The organism is Paraburkholderia sp. CNPSo 3272 (assembly GCF_024206495.1).
Classification (GTDB): domain Bacteria; phylum Pseudomonadota; class Gammaproteobacteria; order Burkholderiales; family Burkholderiaceae; genus Paraburkholderia.
Genome location: NZ_JAMBPQ010000010.1, coordinates 169,135 through 185,114 on the forward strand (window position 1 = coordinate 169,135; position 15,980 = coordinate 185,114).

The following is a 15,980-nucleotide window of genomic DNA, read 5'->3' on the forward strand; positions in this document are numbered from 1 at the left end:
TGAGGGCCGGACTGGCGCGCCAGACGGCAATGTTTCATGTTCGCGTCGATTCTCGGCGCGCCAGGGGCAATTGACAATCCCATCGCTCATTGACAGACTGTCAAGGTATTTTTGACAGTGGATGTTGGCATGGACGTCAATGCGCTAACCCTGCTCGTCGAGATTCTCGACGCGGGCAACCTCAGCGAGGCGGCGCGCCGGCTCAAGATGAGCCGCGCGAACGTCAGCTACCACCTCAACCATCTGGAGAAGTCGATCGGCCTGCAGCTCGTGCGCCGCACCACGCGCCGGGTCGAGCCGACCGAAATCGGCCTGAAGCTCTACGAGCACGGCCGGGCGATCCAGAATGCGCTGCTCGCCGCGCGCGAATCGGTTTCCACCCTCGGCCAGAGCCTGCAGGGGCGCGTGCGGCTTTCCGTGCCGAGCGGCTACGGGCAGCTCGTGATGTCGGACTGGCTCATTCAGTTCAAGCGGATGTACCCCGGCATCGTGCTCGACGTGATGTTCGAAAACCGCGTGGAGGACCTGCTGCGCGACGAAGTCGATATTGCCGTGCGCGTGATGCACGAGCCGCCTCAGAACCTCGTGGCGCGCGACATGGGGCCGGTGAAGTACATCGCGTGTGCGTGCACGGAGTGGGCCGAAAAGCACCGCATGCCGCAAACGCTGGAGGATCTGGCGCGCGCACCCGTCATCACGGCGACGGTGGTGGGGCGGCAATTGCGCCTTGCGGGTTATCTGAACGACGACCGGCACGAGGTGCTGCTCGAGCCTTCGATCATTTCGGAAAACTTTCTATTTCTGCGCCAGTCGATTCTCGCGGGGCTCGGCGTAGGCATCGTGCCCGACTACGTGATGCACGACGACATTCGCCAAGGCGCTGCCGTCACGTCGCTCGACGCGTGGCGTTTGAGCATATTCGGCACGCATATGTACATGCTCTATATGCCGAACCGCCATCACACGCGGGCGGCGTCCACCTTCATCGATTACGTGCTGGGGGAGGCCCGCAAAACCGGGCGCGGCGCGGCCGCGTGAGCGGCGCAGGTAGCACGCCGCCACTCGCCGCGCCGGTTGCAAGCGCAACGAACTACTGGCCCGTGAGCGTGTTGTTGTACTCCACGGCCGGCTGCGAGGTGTTGCCGCCCTGCGCGACGAGCAGGTGAATCTGCCCCGGCAGGAGTTGCGAGAGCGTACCCGAGATCGGCACGGTCGTAATGAGCCAGTCCGCATTGTTCGCGAGGTTGAAAGAGGCCGACTCGTAGATCGCCGTCTTGCTGCCCGCTGTCGTGACGATCGCCACGTAGTTGCCGCCGTTCATATAGATCGAGTCCTGGCCGCTCGCGGGCACGGCATTCTTGTATCCCACGGCCGGCAAGGTCGGCTGCACGGTGTTGATGTCCGTGCCGGGCGCGACGATGTAAATGTCGAGGTTCTGCGCATTGACGGTGGCGTTGAAGGCGCGCAGGCGTGCGCTGCTGGAAAGCAGGCCCTTGTCGAACGGATCGTCGATCAGGCCGATGTCGCCGCCCGTGAGCGCGGGCAACGCGAGCACGGTGTACTCGTGACCCTTCGCCACGTCGGGGAAGGCGCCGCTCGCAATCGCCGTGGTCGTGCCCGTGCTCGCATACGAGACGTTGGTGTTGCCGGTGTTGATGTTGGCGAAGTTCGTGACCTGCTTGTACGCGATGTTCGTCTGCAGGGCGCTGCCGTTCACCAGAAAGTCGACGTTCGGGCCGCCAGGCAGGGCGTGCACAAAATGTATCTCGGGATTCTGCACGCCGATCTCCTTGCCGACGTCGTTGCTGCTGCTGCCGCCGCCGCATGCCGTGAGCAGGGCTGCCGCGCTCGCGAACGCGAGCAATGTGCGTATTGTCTTCATTGTTGACCTCATTCGTTTCGTTCAGGCTGCACGGTGTACGGCCTCATTTGTGGCCGTGCGTTGTTATTGCGCCCCTGCGCGAGCCCGGACGGCGGCGCGATGCTGCATAGGGGCGAGTGCGATCAGCAATTGGTGTGCCGTGCGGCGCGTTTCCGCGCAATGCGTGCGCGCGCAACGGGATAAGGAGAGGGGGGCGATGGGGGCTGCACGCGTGTGAAGGCGGCCGCGCGCGGCACTTGCGACGTTCGATGGCAGCTTTTACGGCGGCGCGAAGGTGCGCGCCGATATTCAAGAGTCCTGTGCGCCGTTGTCATCCGGGTCCGCGTTTTGCGCACGATGACCGCTTGCACTTGCGCGGGCGGCGTCCGGCCGTCCGCGCGTGACGGACGAAACGGCGACGCGTTGCTGGATCCCGGCCTTCGTGAGCATATGCGCGCTGATCGGCGCGGTGAGAAACAGGAACGCCGGAATCAGCACTTCGTGCAGGCTCGCGAAATCGTTGTGCGCACTGAAGTACACGACGGAAGCGAGCACGACGCCGCCTACGCCGAGCGTGGTCGATTTGGTGGGTCCGTGCAGGCGCATGTAGAAGTCGGGCAGGCGTGCGAGGCCTATCGCGCCGATCAGCGTGAACGCGCTGCCGAGCAGGAGCAGCACGCAGACAATCGCTTCGATGACGGTTTGCATGGCGAAGCCCTAGTTCAGTTCGATGATGTCGCCGCGCTGCAGGTACTTCGTGAATGCGACGGTTGCCACGAACCCCATGACCGCGATGAGCAGCGCGATTTCGAAGAAGACCGTCGAGCGCAGCATGATGCCGTAGACGACGATGAGCGCGATCGCGTTGACGTTGAGCGTGTCGAGCGCAACGAGACGGTCGGGCAGCGAAGGCCCGCGCACGAGGCGCACGAGCGTGAGCAGGAACGCGAGCCCGAGGATCGCGAACGACACCGGGATGATGATGGCTAGCATGCGAAGATCTCCATGAGCGGGGCTTCGTAACGGGACTTGATCAAGGCGACGAGCGCGGCTTCGTCTTGGAGATCGAGCACGTGCACGACGAGGCGTCTGCGGTCGTCGGAGAGTTCGGCGCACAGCGTGCCGGGACTCAGCGAGACGATGCTAATGAGCGCGGACAGCGCGATTTCGTGGGTGCTGTCGAGCGGCACGTCGATGAAGGCAGGGCGCAGGCGCTTCGTCGGGCCGAGCACGAGCAATGCGACTTCGAGATTCGCCACGAGGATGTCGTAGAGCACATGCCCGAAGAGCCGCACGAGCAGCCACGGTTTGCCGAAGCGCACGGGCGCGAGCCATAGCCCTTCGCCCACGCGGTAGGCGATGACGGTCCCGAGCACGACGCCAAGGAGCAGGTTGCCCGGCGAGATGTCGTTCATCAGCAAGACCCAGCATACGAGCAGCACGACGGTGAGCCAAGGGTGCGGAAAGAGCCTCTTGAGCATGTCAGCTTCCTCCGCCCTGTGAGGCTTGCGCGGCCTGCGCGGGCAGGATCGCGTGAACGTAGGCTTCGCGGTCGAGCAACTGCGCGGCGGTGGCGTCGAGATATTGTTTGAGCGGGCCGGCAAACACCGTTGCCGCCACCACGCCCGCAAGCAGCAGCCCACACGCGCCGAGCTTGGCGCGGCTGCCGCGCGGCGCGGTGGCGGGTGCGCCGACGCAGGCGCGTGCAGCGGGCATCGCCCACAGCAGGCGTGTGCCTGTGCGGCTGAGCGCGACGATCGACAGCAGGCCCGCGACCAGCACGGCGGGCCAGAGCACGACGGCCTGCGCAAGCGGCGTGGCGGCGAGCACCATGGCCTTGCCTAGAAAGCCCGAGAGCGGCGGCAGGCCGACTGCGCCAACCGCTGCCGCGAGATAGAGCACACCGGCGATATTCGAGGGCCACGGCGCAGGCGTTTTTCCAGGGTTCGCCGCCTTGGGAGGCACTGCGATCGGCTCGCCGTCTGCTTCGGGTGTGATGGCCGGCGCGGAGGCGTCGTCGAGCGATTCTAGCGAGGCGGGCTCGCGTGTTTCGGCTGCAGCGGGCACGGTCGCCGGCTCGCCTGGTTCGGACTCCAGTGTATCGGCGAGCATGAACAGCGCACCCGTGCATAGCGTCGTGCTGATGAGGTAGTACAGCAGCGCGCTCCAGGCGAGCACGGTCTGCAGCGTGACAGCCGCAATCAGCAGGCCGACCGAGACCAGCACGAGAAAACCGGTCGTGGTCTTGAGGCTCGATACCGCGAGCGCGCCGAGCGCGCCATAGACGATCGTCGCAATGGCGAGCCACCACGCCCATTGATGCAGGAACGCGTCGAGCACGCCGCCCGCCGCGCCGAACACGAGCGCGTCGCAGCGAAGCATCGCGTAGATACCCACCTTGGTCATGATCGCGAACAGCGCGGCCACCGGCCCGATTGCGCTTCGATACGCCTGTGGCAACCAGAACGACATGGGGAACACGGCGGCCTTGAGGCCGAATACGAGCATGAGCGTCGCGCCCGCGAACTGCGCGAGGGGCAGCGACGCGGGGTCCAGGTGCGCGAGCCGCTCGCCGGCGTCGGCCATGTTGAGCGTGCCCGTGAGGCCGTACAGCACGCCCAGCGCGATCAGGAAAAACGACGAGCCCACGAGGTTCAACAGCATGTAGTGCAGGCCATTGCGCACGCGGCGGCGGCCGCCGCCATGCAGCAGCAGCGCGTAGGAGGCGATTAGCAGCAGCTCGAAGAAGACGAACAGATTGAAGAGATCGCCTGCGAGAAACGCGCCGTTCAGGCCCATCAGCTCGAACTGCACGAGTGCGCGATAGTAGCGTCCGCGCCGCACATCGGCACTCGTGGTGCCGAGCAGGCAGCAACACGCGAGCAGCGCGGTCAGCACGAGCATGAGTGCGCCGAGCCGGTCGATCTGCAACACGATGCCGAACGGCGCGGGCCACGCGCCGAGTGCGTAGCTGGCAACCTGCCCTTGCGCCGCGAATTCGGCGAGCGCCACCGCGATGGGCAGCAGCGCTAGCGTGGCGATCACGTTGATCGCACGCTGCAGGCGTTTCGCGCGCAGCGGCAGCGCAACGATCGCGCCGGCCGCGAACAGCGGAATCAGGATGGGGAGGATGAGAGCGTGGTTCATTCGCCGCGCATCTCCAGGCCGCTGCGCTGCGGGTTGTCGCCGTCCACGTGGTCGGTGCCGTCGATCGCGAGCGCGCGCAGCGCGAGCACGACCGTGAAGGCCGTCATGGCGAAGCCGATCACGATCGCAGTGAGCACGAGCGCCTGAGGCACCGGGTCGGCATACTGCGCGCCCGCCGCGATCACGGGCGGCTTGCCGGTGGAGAGCCGGCCCATGCCGAGCAGGAACAGATTGATCGCATAGGAGAACAGCGTGATGCCGAGGATCACCGGCAGCACGCGGGCGCACAGCAGCAGGTAGAGGCCGCTTGCGCAGAGCACGCCGAGCGTAATGGCGAAGGCGGCTTCCATCAGCTTTTCTCCACGGATTGCATGTCCTTGTCGCGCACGCCGAGGTGCGAGACGATCGTGAGCGTCGTGCCGACCACGGCGCCAAGCACGCCGAGGTCGAACAGCATGGCCGTGCTCAGTTCGATTTCGCCGATCAGCGGCACGTGCAGATGGCCGAACGCGCTGGTGAGGAACGGGTGGCCGAGCACGATCGCGCCTACGCCCGTCGCGGCCGCGACGAGAATGCCGAGGCCCGCTAGCCCGCGGTAGTTGACGCGGATGCGCGACTCGGTCCACAGCACGCCGCTCGCCACGTATTGCAGCAGCAGCGCAATGGAGATCACGAGCGAGGCGATAAAGCCGCCGCCGGGCAGATTGTGGCCGCGCAGAAAGATGAACACGGCAACGAGCAGGGTGAGCGGCAGCATGAGGCGCGCAAGAATGGCGAGCAGCAGCGGATGCGACTGCGACGACCACGGCAGGCCGCCCGGGCCCGTATCGGGCGATTTCAGGCGCAGGCCGCGCAGCAGCGCCTTGACGGCGAGCCCCGCGACCACGAGCACGCTGATCTCGACCATCGTGTCGAACCCGCGGAAATCCACGAGGATCACGTTCACGACGTTGTGCCCGCCGCTGCCCAGCAGCGCGTTCGCGAGAAAGAACTGGCCGACGCCGTCGATGGGGGCGCGCGTCATCACCGCATACGCCACGGCGCCGATCAGCGCGCCGCCCGCGAGTGCGAGCACCGCATTGCGGGCACGCGCGGCGGCAGGCTGTGGCGCGCGCTGCACGACAGGCAGAAAGTAGATGGCGAGCACGAGCAGCAGCACTGTGACCACTTCCACCGAGATCTGCGTGAGCGCGAGGTCGGGCGCGGAGAAACGCACGAACGCGAGCGTGACGAGCAACCCGCAGGTGCTCAGCATCACGAGCGCATAGAGCGTATTGGCGCGCACGAGCACGACGCCTACCGCCATCAACGCCATCAGCACGAGGCCGACGAGCGTCATCGCATCGAGCGGCGCCGAGCGGTATGCGCCGTCCAGCGAAGCGAGCGCGAGGAGCGCCGAGCCCGGCGCGATCAGCATCGCCGCGATCATCCACGCGAGATACGCCGGCAGCGAGCGCGTTTCGAAGAGATTGACGACGAGGCCCGCGGCCTTTTCGAGCTGCTGCACGAAGCGGTCGAAGCCTTCGCTCGCGTTCATTTCGGAAAGCACCGAACGATGATGGCGGAACGCATCGCGGCGATAGAAGAACAACAGCGCGCCGCCCGCAAACGACACGCCGCTCATCACGAGCGGCAGATTGATGCCGTGCCACAAACTCAGGCTGTACGTGGGCACGCTGCCGCCCAGCGCGAACCACGCCGCGGACTCGAGCATCCTGCCGATGGTCTGCTGCGGCACGAGGCCCACGAGCAGACAGATGACGACGAGAATCTCGACGGGCAGCTTCATGAAACGCGGCGGTTCGTGCGGCGGGTAGTGCGGAAGGTCGTGCGGAGTCTGGCCGTCGAAGAACACGCCCCATACGAAGCGCAGCGAGTACCCGACGGAGAGCCCCGCTGCGATGACAGCGAGCGCGGGGATGATCCAGTTGAAGTCGCCAAGGAGTCCTTGTGCAAGCGTTTCGCCGAAGAACATCTCCTTCGAGAGGAAGCCGTTGAGCAGCGGCACGCCCGCCATGGCGAGCGATGCCACGGCGGCCAGCGCGGCGGTATGCGGCATGAAGCGGCGCAAGCCGCGCAGGCGGCCCAGGTCGCGCGTGCCCGTTTCATGGTCGATGATGCCCGCCGCCATGAAGAGCGAGGCCTTGAACACCGCGTGATTGAAGGTGTGAAAGAGCGCGGCGACGGTGGAGAGCTGCGTGTCGAGGCCGAACAGCAGCACGATGAGCCCGAGATGGCTGATGGTGGAATACGCGAGCAGTCCCTTGAGATCGCGCTGCACGAGCGCCATGGCCGCACCGCCCGTGAGCGTGACGAGGCCGATCAGGCTCGTCACGTAGAAGAACCAGTCGGTGCCTTCGAGCACGGGGTAAAAGCGCGCGATGAGGAAGATGCCCGCCTTGACCATGGTCGCCGAATGCAGGTATGCGGAAACGGGCGTGGGCGCCGACATCGCATGCGGCAGCCAGAAGTGGAACGGGAACTGCGCGGACTTCGTGCAGGCCGCGAAAAGCACGAGCAGGAGAATCGCGGGATACAGCGGATGGCGCTGCACAAGGCCCGCATGCGCAAGCACGACATCGAGGTCGTAACTGCCGCAGACATGGCCAAGCAGCAGCACGGCTGCCAGCAGCGCGAGGCCGCCCGCGCCCGTGATGGTGAGCGCCATGCGCGCGCCGCGCCGCGCTTCGGGGCGCGAAGGCCAGAAGCCGATCAGCAGGAACGACACGATGCTCGTGAGTTCCCAGAAGATCACGAGAAGCAGGAGGTTGTCCGACAGCACCACGCCGAGCATCGCGCCCATGAAGAGCAGCAGCAGCGCGTAAAGGCGCGGCAGCGACTCGCTGCCCGCGAGGTAGTAGCGTGCGTAGATAAAAACGAGCAGGCCGATCGCGAGCACGAGCAGCGCGAACATGAACGAAAGACCGTCCAGGCGCAGCGCGAACGAGAGGCCGAGCTGCGGGATCCAGTCGGCTTGCCAGTGCAGTACGCCATGGGTGGCCATGCCAACGCGTTCGCTGCCCAGCAGTCCCAGGCCGAAGAGCGCGGCCGCGAATGCGACCCACGTGCCGGAGGCGGACGCCCAGCGTCCAGCAAGCGGCCCCGCGAACGCGACGAGCGCTGCGGCGACGAACGGTAATACGACGAGCCACCCCATTGCCATTCGACACTCCCCGTGGGTCCGACAGGGCGCCGAGTCGCCGCGCCGCAGTAGACGATCATAGCCGCAAACGGGGACGGAGTTCATTCGTGTGGCATCAAGGCGGCCACGGGGTGCCACAGGAAATAACCGTGCGTCAGGTCCTCCGGCCTCGCGGCTCGTCGACGATCTTCACGGGCACCTTCGTCGCCCGCGCGCGGGGGGAGTCGGCCCTCATCACTTTGTTACGGCGCGTTGCACCGGCAACTCAGCCATCACCGCGGGATCATGCCGGTCAGCACATAAGCCTGGATCAGCGTCACCACGCCAACGACAGCCGCGAAGAACAGGCTATGACGCACGGTGAAGCGGAACAGCGACGATTCCTTGCCGACGAGGCCGGTTGCCGCGCAGGCCACCGCGATCGATTGCGGCGAAATCATCTTGCCGCTCACGCCGCCCGAGGTGTTGGCCGCGACGAGCAGCGTGTCCGACACGTTGATCTGATGCGCCGTGGTGTGCTGCAGCGAGCAGAACAATGCGTTCGACGAGGTATCGGAGCCCGTGAGGAACACGCCGAGCCAGCCGAGGAACGGCGAGAAGAACGGGAAGGCGGCGCCGGTGCCCGCAAGCGCGAGAGCGAGCGTGGACGACATGCCCGAGTAGTTCGCGACGAACGCAAAGGCGAGCACGAGACCGATGGACAGCACGGGGCGGCGCAGTTCGCCGAGCGTCTCGAAGAACGCGGCAACGGCGGCGCGCGGCTTCATGCGCAGCAGGATCGCGGAGAGGATCGCGGTGATCATGATCGCGGTGCCCACGGCCGAGAGCCAGTCGAGCTTGAACACGGCTTCGTACGGCTTGGGCGACGCGACGATCGGCGCCGTGCGCACCACGAGCTGATCGAGGCCCGGTACGTGCAGGCTCAGAATCGTGCCCGCGAGCGGACCTTTCGCTGCGAAGAGCGCCTTGAACGGCTTGACGCTCCACACGGTCACGATGGCCGTGAGCAGAATGAACGGCGACCACGCGCGCACGGTCTGCGCGATGCTGAACGGCGAAGCCTTGCGGCTCGAAGCCGCCGCACGCGAACTGCCGCCGCCGAAACCGCCCAGCGCAGCGGCGCCGCCGCTCACCTTCACGCTCGCGCCTTGCGTTGCCCGGCGCGGCTGCCACACATTGAGGAACGCGGCGAGCGCGACGAGGCTCACGAGCGCCGAGGTGATGTCCGGCAACTCGGGCCCGATGTGGTTCGACGTGAAGTACTGCGTAACAGCGAAGCTGCCGCCGGCCACGAGCGCGGCGGGCCACGTTTCCTTCACGCCGCGCTTGCCGTCCATGATGAAGACGAGCCAGAACGGCACGAACAGTGAGAGCAGCGGCAACTGGCGCCCCGCCATCGCGCCGATCAGGAACGGATCGATACCCGTCACCTGGCCCGCGACGATGACGGGAATCCCCATCGCACCGAACGCAACCGGCGCGGTATTGGCGATGAGGCACAGGCCCGCGGCGTAGAGCGGCTCGAAGCCGAGGCCGACGAGCAGCGCCGAGGTGATCGCCACCGGCGCGCCGAAGCCCGCCGCGCCTTCGAGGAACGCGCCGAACGAGAAGCCGATCAGCAGCAGCTGCAGGCGCTGGTCATCGGTGATCGAGAGCACCGAGGCGCGGATGATCTCGAACTGTCCCGTCTTCACGACGATCTTGTAGAGGAACACCGCGGTGACGATGATCCACGCGATCGGCCAGATGCCGTAGGCAAAGCCGAAGCCGGCGGAAACGAGCGCCTGGCGCACGGGCATGCCGTATTCGAAGATCGCCACGGCGAGCGCGAGCAGCAGGGTGATGGCCGCGGCGACATGGCCCTTCATGCGCAGGCCGGCGAGCGCGACGAAGAAGAACAGAATGGGAATGGCGGCCACGAGCGCGGACAGCCACAGACTGCCGAGCGGTGTGTAGATCTGGTACCAGGGTTGCACTACGGTCTCCTCCGATGATGCGGGTAGAAAATTTATGTGATCTCGTCAGGCTTGCTTTTAGCGTTATTTCGCACGCCTGACGAGATGAACGCTATTGCGGCTGGTCGCGTTCGCGCAGCAGGTCGTGCAGGCTGCGCGGGGCGGGCTTGAGCGGCGTGCGATGCTGCGTCCAGCCCATTTGCTGCGAGGGCGCGAGGCCGCGCAGACGCGTCACGGCCCAGCGCAGCGCACGGTAGGCGCGCGGATGCGCGAACGCGCCGCTCCAGAAGCGCCAGATGAACTGCTCGCTCCTGCTGTGATTCGCACCCTGGCCGCGCAACGGATGCGCCACGCTTTCCTCGGGGTCGCGGTTCGCCTCGGTGCGCAGGCGCACCAGCAGTTGCGGAATCGGAATGCGTACCGGACAGACTTCGCCGCACGCGCCGCACAGGCTCGAAGCGGTGGGCAACTCTGCAGTCGCGTCGAGCCCGAGCAGATGCGGCGAAATGATCTTGCCGATCGGCCCCGGGTAGGTCGTGCCGTACGCATGCCCGCCGATGCGCGTGTACACCGGGCAGTGGTTCATGCACGCGCCGCAGCGGATGCATTGCAGCGTGGCGCGCAGTTGCTCGTCGGCGTAGGCCTGGCTGCGGCCGTTGTCGAGCAGCACGAGATGCACCTCACGCGGGCCGTCTTTTTCGCCTGCGCGGCGCGGGCTGCTGATCAGGTTGAAATACGTCGTGATCGGCTGGCCCGTGGCCGAGCGCGTGAGCAGGCTCGAAAGCGGCACAATATGCTCGAGCTTCGCCACCACCTTTTCCATGCCCATGATCGCGATATGCACGTCGGGCACCGTGGTGGAAAGACGGCCGTTGCCTTCGTTTTCCACGAGCCAGAGCGTGCCCGTGTCGGCGGCGGCGAAGTTCACGCCGGAGAGGCCGATCTGCGCTTCCACGAAGGCGCGGCGTAGCGCGCGGCGGCCCGTCTGAATGAGCGTGTCCACGTCCTCCGTAAAGGGCGTATCGGGAATGTGCGCTTCGAACAGGTGTCCGATGTCGCCCTTCGTCTTGTGGATGGCGGGCATCACGATGTGCGAAGGTTTCTCGCCCGCGAGCTGCACGATGTACTCGCCCATGTCCGACTCGATGCAGTCGACGCCGCGCTCGGCGAGGTAATGGTTGAGCTCGATTTCCTCGCTCGCCATCGACTTGCCTTTGATCACGCGTGTCGCCGCGTGATGCTGCGCGATGGCGTGGACGATGCGGTTCGCCTCCTCGGCGGTCTCGGCCCAATGCACCTGAATGCCGTTCGCGCGCAGCTTCGCTTCCAGTTGCTCCAGGAGTTCAGGCAGGCGCGCGAGCGCGTGCTGGCGCACGGCTTCGCCGAGATCGCGCAGGGCTTCCAGTTCGTCCGCTTCGGGAAACTGCGCCGCGCGCTTGCCTTGCAGGAAATCCATCGCGCCGCGAAAGCTCTTGCGCAGCTGCGGGTCGTCGAGCGCCGTGCGCGCGCGCTGGTGAAATTCCGCGGTCGGGACGAAATGAAGCGTGTTTTCCTGTGAGGTCTGCGTGGTCGTGCTCATTCGGCGGCTCCATGCTGCGCACCCGTTGCGCGATCCTCATCGGTCACGACGACGACCCACAGGGCGCGGGGACCATGCGCGCCGTAGGCGGTGGTCTGCTGGATATCCGAGGTCTTCGAAGGTCCCGAGATCATCACGAGATTGGTGGGCATGCCCTCACGCCAGCGCTCCGCGGCCACGGCGGCGTGCAGGTCGGCGTGCAGCGTGTTCGCGTAGATCAGCGCGACGTGCAGCGGCGGCACGAGCGAGACCGTGCGCGGCGCGTTCGCGTCGGGCACGACCACGAGCGTGCCCGTCGCCGCGAGACCCGAGCGCGCGACGGTGAAGCCCGCGTCGACGGTGTCGAAGAGTTCGGCCTTCCATTGCTCGATCGGCTGCGCGTAACTGCGTGCCTGCACGACGGACGGGAGTGCCGCCTCGAGCGCCTGGCCTTCGGCGCAGGCGATGTCGAGCAGCAGGCTGCGCACGCCCGCCGCCGCGAGGCGGCCGGCGAGATCGGCGGCCCACGTTGCGGCGCTCGCGCAGATCACTTCCGCGTGCGCGGCCTCGAGCATGCGCCGGAACTGCGCGATGCGTTCGTTCAGCGCCAGCGGGGCGAGCGCCCGGCGCCCGGTGAAATGCGCGTCGATGCGCGCGTCGAGCGCTTCGAGCGTGGTGGAGGGCGCGGCGGGTGCATGGCCGCGCAGGCGTTGCAGCATGCGCGCACGCGCGCTCATCGTATCGACGTTCATGCGGCATCCCCGCCCGTGCGGCGCCAGAGGAACGAGGCGAGGTGCTCCACGGCGAGCGGCGCGCCCTTGTGCGCTGCCGCGTGGCCGATGTTGAGCAGGCATCCGCAGTCGGCGGAAACCAGGCGCTCGCAGCCCGTGGCGCAGGCGGAAGCGATCTTGTCGGCGACCATCGCGCCGGAGATGTCCGGGTGCTTGAGCGAGAACGTGCCGCCGAAGCCGCAGCATTCCGATTCGCGTTCGTGCTCGATGCGTGTGACGCCCGGCAGCGCATCGACGACTTCGACGCCGTGCGCGCGCGTGCCCATCTCGCGCCGCGCGCCGCACGAGGTGTGCAGTACGACGCGCTCGTCGGGCTGCTGGACGGTACCCTGCGCGCCGTACGCGTCGAAGTCGACGTTCAGCACGCGCACGAGGAATTCCGCGAGTTCGTAGACGCGTGCCGAGAGTCCCTCGGCGCGCGCGGCGTTGGTGGCGTCGCCGTCGAACAACGCAGGCCAGTGGTGGCGCATCATGCCCGCGCACGAACCGGAAGGCACGATTACGGGCCAGGGCTTTTCGAAGAGTCCGAGTTGCGCGAGCGCGACCTCGCGCGCCTGGCGCGGGTTGCCGCTGCTATACGCGGGCTGGCCGCAGCAGCTCTGGCTGCGCGGGAAATGGACCGTGAGGCCTTCGCGTTCGAGCAGCTTCACCGCGTCGAGGCCGGCTTGCGGCACGAACAGGTCGACGAGGCAGGTGGCGAACAGGTAGACGTCAGTGGGGCGCTCGGTGGGGTATTGCCGTGACTTCATGTCTCACTCGGTGTCTTTGCGCGCTTTCGTGCTGCTTCCCCACGGGCCAGGGGCCGGGCAGGTTGGGGACGAGCGCTGGTTTGGGCGCATAATTCCCGCTTCGGGCGAACGGTTCAAACTGGTTGGACCACTTGCCGCGAGCTAGAACGAGACTCGGATACGACAATGAGGGACAGGGCAGGCGCTCGCGGGCGCGTGGAGACCGTGATGCGTCAGATGGAGACGTCGCTGCTCGACGGCACCTGGCGCGCAGGAGCGAAGCTGCCTTCCGAGCGCGTGCTCGCGCTGGAATACGACGTGGCGCGCAACACGGTGCGCGAGGCGCTTCAGCGCCTGGCCGCGCGCGGCCTCGTGCAGAGCCGGCCGGGCGCGGGCGTGTTCGTCACCGACAAGCTGCGCACGGGCTTTGCTTCGCCTTGGGGGCAACTCGTGGCCGATCATCCGGCCTTGCGCGAAGACATCCTCGAGTTTCGCCGCGTGCTGGAAGGTGCGACCGCGTATTTTGCGGCGCTGCGCGCGAGCGACGAGGATCTCGAGCGCATTCGCGCGCTGATGCAGGAACTGGAGCGCACGCGCGAAGCGGACGACAAGGCCGCCGAAGCCGACACCGATGCGAAGCTGCACGAAGTGATCGCGCAGGCCTCGCACAACGCGATGTTCCTGCATCTGCACACGAGCGTGCTGGGCGTGCTGCGCGAGCACATCACGATCAACGGCACGGGGCTGCGCGTGCACAACGAAGATGCGCCGGACCAGTTGCTGCTGCAGCACCGCACGCTGTGCGACGCGATCGTCGCGCGGCGTCCCGAGGAGGCGCGCACGGCGATGCAGACGCACATCGACTTCGTGCGTACGCGGGTGGGAGAAGAGATCGGCTGGCCGGAAATTGGTCCAACCAGCGGCGATGCGCCGCTCGCCGCGCCAGCGGCTGCGCAGGCGGGCAAGCCGGCGCGCAACACCGCGCGCAGGGTGTCGGGCGGCCGAGAGAAAGCACCGGCGGCCCGCGCCGGCCGCGCGAACGCTGCTAAAGTCGGCTGATCGGGCCGACGGGCCTCATTCCGGGCCGCACGCATTAGCTGGCCGCATGAGCAGGAGGAACAGATGAACCAACGCGCCGCGCAAATCGTAGCGTTGAGTGCCGTGACGCTGACTGTCAGCGACATCGCGCGGTCGGTGCCCTTTTACGAGGCGCTCGGCTTCGTGCAGAGAGCCGGGCCGGCGGTGCCAGGATTTGCGTCGTTCGAGCTGGGGGGCGCTGCCGGCGCCTGCTATCTGAACCTGCTGGAGGGACCGCACGGTGCGGTGAGCGGCTGGGGCCGCGTGATCCTCTACGTCGCCGACGTGGACGCCTTTTACGCCCAGGCGCTGGCGGCCGGTGCAAGGCCAGAATTCGCGCCGCACGACGCGCCGTGGGGTGAGCGATATTTCCATCTCGCCGACCCGGACGGCCACGAGCTGAGCTTCGCCAAGCCGCTCACTTGAGCCGCCGCAATGCATTTGAAATATTCGTGACACTCGCTGCGCCGATAGTGGCGCGAGTTGACAGCATATCGACCAAGGAGAGAGTCGCCATGAATGAACTGGACCGCACGATGGATGCCGAACAACGGGATGCGCAAGAGCAGGAAGCCGAGCTGCAACGCCGCCGGCGTCTAGATGAAGAGCTCATCGACGCCTACGATGAAGAGCTCGAAATGGAGGTCGACGACCGGCTGCAGGAAAGCGGTCTGCAGATCAGCGACGAGGCGCGTGCGCTGCGCCGCGTCTATTTCCGCGAGCTGATCCGTCTGCAGGGCGAACTCGTGAAGATGCAGGACTGGATCGTGAGCACGGGGCACCGGCTCGTCGTGATCTTCGAGGGACGCGACGCGGCAGGCAAGGGCGGTGTCATCAAGCGCATCACGCAGCGGCTGAACCCGCGCATGTGCCGCGTGGCCGCTCTGCCCGCGCCGAACAACCGCGAGCGTACGCAATGGTATTTCCAGCGCTATGCGCAGCATCTGCCGGCGGGCGGCGAGATGGTGCTGTTCGATCGCAGCTGGTACAACCGCGCGGGCGTGGAACGCGTGATGAACTTCTGCACCGACGACGAATACGAAGAATTCTTTCGCTCGGTGCCCGAGTTCGAAAAGATGCTCGTGAGGAGCGGCATCCAGATCGTCAAGTACTGGTTCTCGATCACCGACGACGAGCAGGAAGTGCGTTTCCAGAGCCGCATCGACGATCCGCTCAAGCAGTGGAAGCTCTCGCCGATGGACCTCGAAAGCCGCCGCCGCTGGGAGGCCTACACGCACGTGAAGGAAGTGATGCTGCAGCGCTCGCACATTCCCGAGGCGCCGTGGTGGGTCGTGCAGGGCGTGGACAAGAAGCGCGCGCGCCTGAACTGCATTCACCACTTGCTGAGCCAGGTGCCGTATCACGAGATCGAGCACCCGCAGGTCACACTGCCGGCGCGCGTGCATCATCCGGATTACATTCGCCAGCCGGTGCCGGAGAATATGTTCATTCCGGAAATTTATTGAGGGGTTGCTCGCGTTTGACCTGATCGAGAGTGCTGGCGGCCCGCCATCAAGCAGGACTAAGTCAGGCGCAGGTCGCCGAGCGCATGGGTACGAAAGCGCCAGCGGTAACGCGGCTCGAACGCGCGCTCGCATCAGGCGAGCACTCGCCTTCCATCGACACATTGCGCAAATACGCGCAGGCGTGCGGCAAGACGCTGAAAATCTCGATTGTCTGAACGCAGGCGCACAAGGTAAAAAAATGCCGCGTTCCCCTCA

At 66.4% G+C, this 15,980-nt stretch carries 14 protein-coding genes and 2 pseudogenes; 5 read left to right on the top strand and 11 right to left on the bottom strand.

The features are described 5' to 3' along the window. Positions 1–129: 129 nt before the first annotated feature. Positions 130–1,038: a LysR family transcriptional regulator gene (locus M3I53_RS15345; protein ID WP_254316773.1), complete on the top strand. Its 909-nt coding sequence runs from the start codon at positions 130–132 to the stop codon at positions 1,036–1,038. Between the two features lie 52 nt (positions 1,039–1,090). Here the strand turns inward: M3I53_RS15345 and M3I53_RS15350 are convergent, their stop codons facing one another. From M3I53_RS15350 to M3I53_RS15400, 11 genes are all read right to left on the bottom strand, one after another. Beyond that, positions 1,091–1,882, bottom strand: coding sequence for a DUF4397 domain-containing protein (locus M3I53_RS15350; RefSeq protein WP_254316774.1), 792 nt, complete (start codon positions 1,880–1,882; stop codon positions 1,091–1,093). Between the two features lie 288 nt (positions 1,883–2,170). Continuing rightward, on the bottom strand, positions 2,171–2,569 hold the full coding sequence (locus tag M3I53_RS15355; RefSeq protein ID WP_254316775.1) for a Na+/H+ antiporter subunit G: 399 nt from the start codon (positions 2,567–2,569) through the stop codon (positions 2,171–2,173). A 9-nt stretch (positions 2,570–2,578) separates the two neighbouring features. Then, positions 2,579–2,854, bottom strand: coding sequence for a K+/H+ antiporter subunit F (locus M3I53_RS15360; RefSeq protein WP_254316776.1), 276 nt, complete (start codon positions 2,852–2,854; stop codon positions 2,579–2,581). Next, positions 2,848–3,342: a Na+/H+ antiporter subunit E gene (locus tag M3I53_RS15365; protein ID WP_254316777.1), complete on the bottom strand. Its 495-nt coding sequence runs from the start codon at positions 3,340–3,342 to the stop codon at positions 2,848–2,850. The genes M3I53_RS15360 and M3I53_RS15365 overlap by 7 nt, the downstream gene beginning before the upstream one ends. A 1-nt stretch (position 3,343) precedes the next feature. Next, positions 3,344–5,008 (bottom strand): monovalent cation/H+ antiporter subunit D, encoded by a 1,665-nt coding sequence (locus M3I53_RS15370; RefSeq protein ID WP_254316778.1) that lies wholly within the window; start codon positions 5,006–5,008, stop codon positions 3,344–3,346. Then, positions 5,005–5,358, bottom strand: a complete 354-nt coding sequence (locus tag M3I53_RS15375) for a Na+/H+ antiporter subunit C (protein WP_254316779.1) — start codon at positions 5,356–5,358, stop codon at positions 5,005–5,007. Before M3I53_RS15375 ends, M3I53_RS15370 begins: the two co-directional genes overlap by 4 nt. Then, positions 5,358–8,171, bottom strand: coding sequence for a monovalent cation/H+ antiporter subunit A (locus M3I53_RS15380; RefSeq protein ID WP_254316780.1), 2,814 nt, complete (start codon positions 8,169–8,171; stop codon positions 5,358–5,360). Before M3I53_RS15380 ends, M3I53_RS15375 begins: the two co-directional genes overlap by 1 nt. 251 nt (positions 8,172–8,422) lie before the next feature. Further along, positions 8,423–10,126, bottom strand: a complete 1,704-nt coding sequence (locus tag M3I53_RS15385) for a lactate permease LctP family transporter (protein WP_254316781.1) — start codon at positions 10,124–10,126, stop codon at positions 8,423–8,425. 91 nt (positions 10,127–10,217) lie between these two features. Further along, positions 10,218–11,684, bottom strand: coding sequence for a LutB/LldF family L-lactate oxidation iron-sulfur protein (locus M3I53_RS15390; protein WP_254316782.1), 1,467 nt, complete (start codon positions 11,682–11,684; stop codon positions 10,218–10,220). Next, positions 11,681–12,400 (bottom strand): LUD domain-containing protein, encoded by a 720-nt coding sequence (locus M3I53_RS15395; protein WP_254316832.1) that lies wholly within the window; start codon positions 12,398–12,400, stop codon positions 11,681–11,683. The genes M3I53_RS15390 and M3I53_RS15395 overlap by 4 nt, the downstream gene beginning before the upstream one ends. A gap of 11 nt (positions 12,401–12,411) precedes the next feature. Continuing rightward, entirely contained in the window at positions 12,412–13,203 is a 792-nt protein-coding gene (locus M3I53_RS15400) for a (Fe-S)-binding protein (protein ID WP_254316783.1), read from the bottom strand. Between the two features lie 207 nt (positions 13,204–13,410). On the opposite strand from M3I53_RS15400, the pseudogene M3I53_RS15405 reads away from it, so the two are divergent. From M3I53_RS15405 to M3I53_RS15420, 4 genes and pseudogenes are all read left to right on the top strand, one after another. Further along, positions 13,411–14,064, top strand: a pseudogene (locus M3I53_RS15405) (FadR/GntR family transcriptional regulator); the annotation flags it as partial. A gap of 240 nt (positions 14,065–14,304) precedes the next feature. Next, positions 14,305–14,685: a VOC family protein gene (locus M3I53_RS15410; RefSeq protein WP_254316784.1), complete on the top strand. Its 381-nt coding sequence runs from the start codon at positions 14,305–14,307 to the stop codon at positions 14,683–14,685. 110 nt (positions 14,686–14,795) lie between these two features. Continuing rightward, a complete protein-coding gene (gene ppk2 / locus M3I53_RS15415) occupies positions 14,796–15,725 on the top strand; it encodes a polyphosphate kinase 2 (protein WP_254316833.1) in 930 nt (309 codons plus the stop codon). A 29-nt stretch (positions 15,726–15,754) separates the two neighbouring features. Further along, a pseudogene (locus tag M3I53_RS15420) lies at positions 15,755–15,940 on the top strand (helix-turn-helix domain-containing protein); the annotation flags it as partial. Between the last annotated feature and the right edge of the window lie 40 nt (positions 15,941–15,980).

Excerpts from the sequence above, each read along its gene's own strand:
- M3I53_RS15345 (WP_254316773.1), top strand. The coding sequence starts at position 130 with ATGGACGTCAATGCGCTAACCCTGCTCGTCGAGATTCTCGACGCGGGC.
- M3I53_RS15350 (WP_254316774.1), bottom strand. The coding sequence starts at position 1,882 with ATGAAGACAATACGCACATTGCTCGCGTTCGCGAGCGCGGCAGCCCTG.
- M3I53_RS15355 (WP_254316775.1), bottom strand. The coding sequence starts at position 2,569 with ATGCAAACCGTCATCGAAGCGATTGTCTGCGTGCTGCTCCTGCTCGGC.
- M3I53_RS15360 (WP_254316776.1), bottom strand. The coding sequence starts at position 2,854 with ATGCTAGCCATCATCATCCCGGTGTCGTTCGCGATCCTCGGGCTCGCG.
- M3I53_RS15365 (WP_254316777.1), bottom strand. The coding sequence starts at position 3,342 with ATGCTCAAGAGGCTCTTTCCGCACCCTTGGCTCACCGTCGTGCTGCTC.
- M3I53_RS15370 (WP_254316778.1), bottom strand. The coding sequence starts at position 5,008 with ATGAACCACGCTCTCATCCTCCCCATCCTGATTCCGCTGTTCGCGGCC.
- M3I53_RS15375 (WP_254316779.1), bottom strand. The coding sequence starts at position 5,358 with ATGGAAGCCGCCTTCGCCATTACGCTCGGCGTGCTCTGCGCAAGCGGC.
- M3I53_RS15380 (WP_254316780.1), bottom strand. The coding sequence starts at position 8,171 with ATGGCAATGGGGTGGCTCGTCGTATTACCGTTCGTCGCCGCAGCGCTC.
- M3I53_RS15390 (WP_254316782.1), bottom strand. The coding sequence starts at position 11,684 with ATGAGCACGACCACGCAGACCTCACAGGAAAACACGCTTCATTTCGTC.
- M3I53_RS15395 (WP_254316832.1), bottom strand. The coding sequence starts at position 12,400 with ATGAGCGCGCGTGCGCGCATGCTGCAACGCCTGCGCGGCCATGCACCC.
- M3I53_RS15400 (WP_254316783.1), bottom strand. The coding sequence starts at position 13,203 with ATGAAGTCACGGCAATACCCCACCGAGCGCCCCACTGACGTCTACCTG.
- M3I53_RS15410 (WP_254316784.1), top strand. The coding sequence starts at position 14,305 with ATGAACCAACGCGCCGCGCAAATCGTAGCGTTGAGTGCCGTGACGCTG.
- ppk2 (WP_254316833.1), top strand. The coding sequence starts at position 14,796 with ATGGATGCCGAACAACGGGATGCGCAAGAGCAGGAAGCCGAGCTGCAA.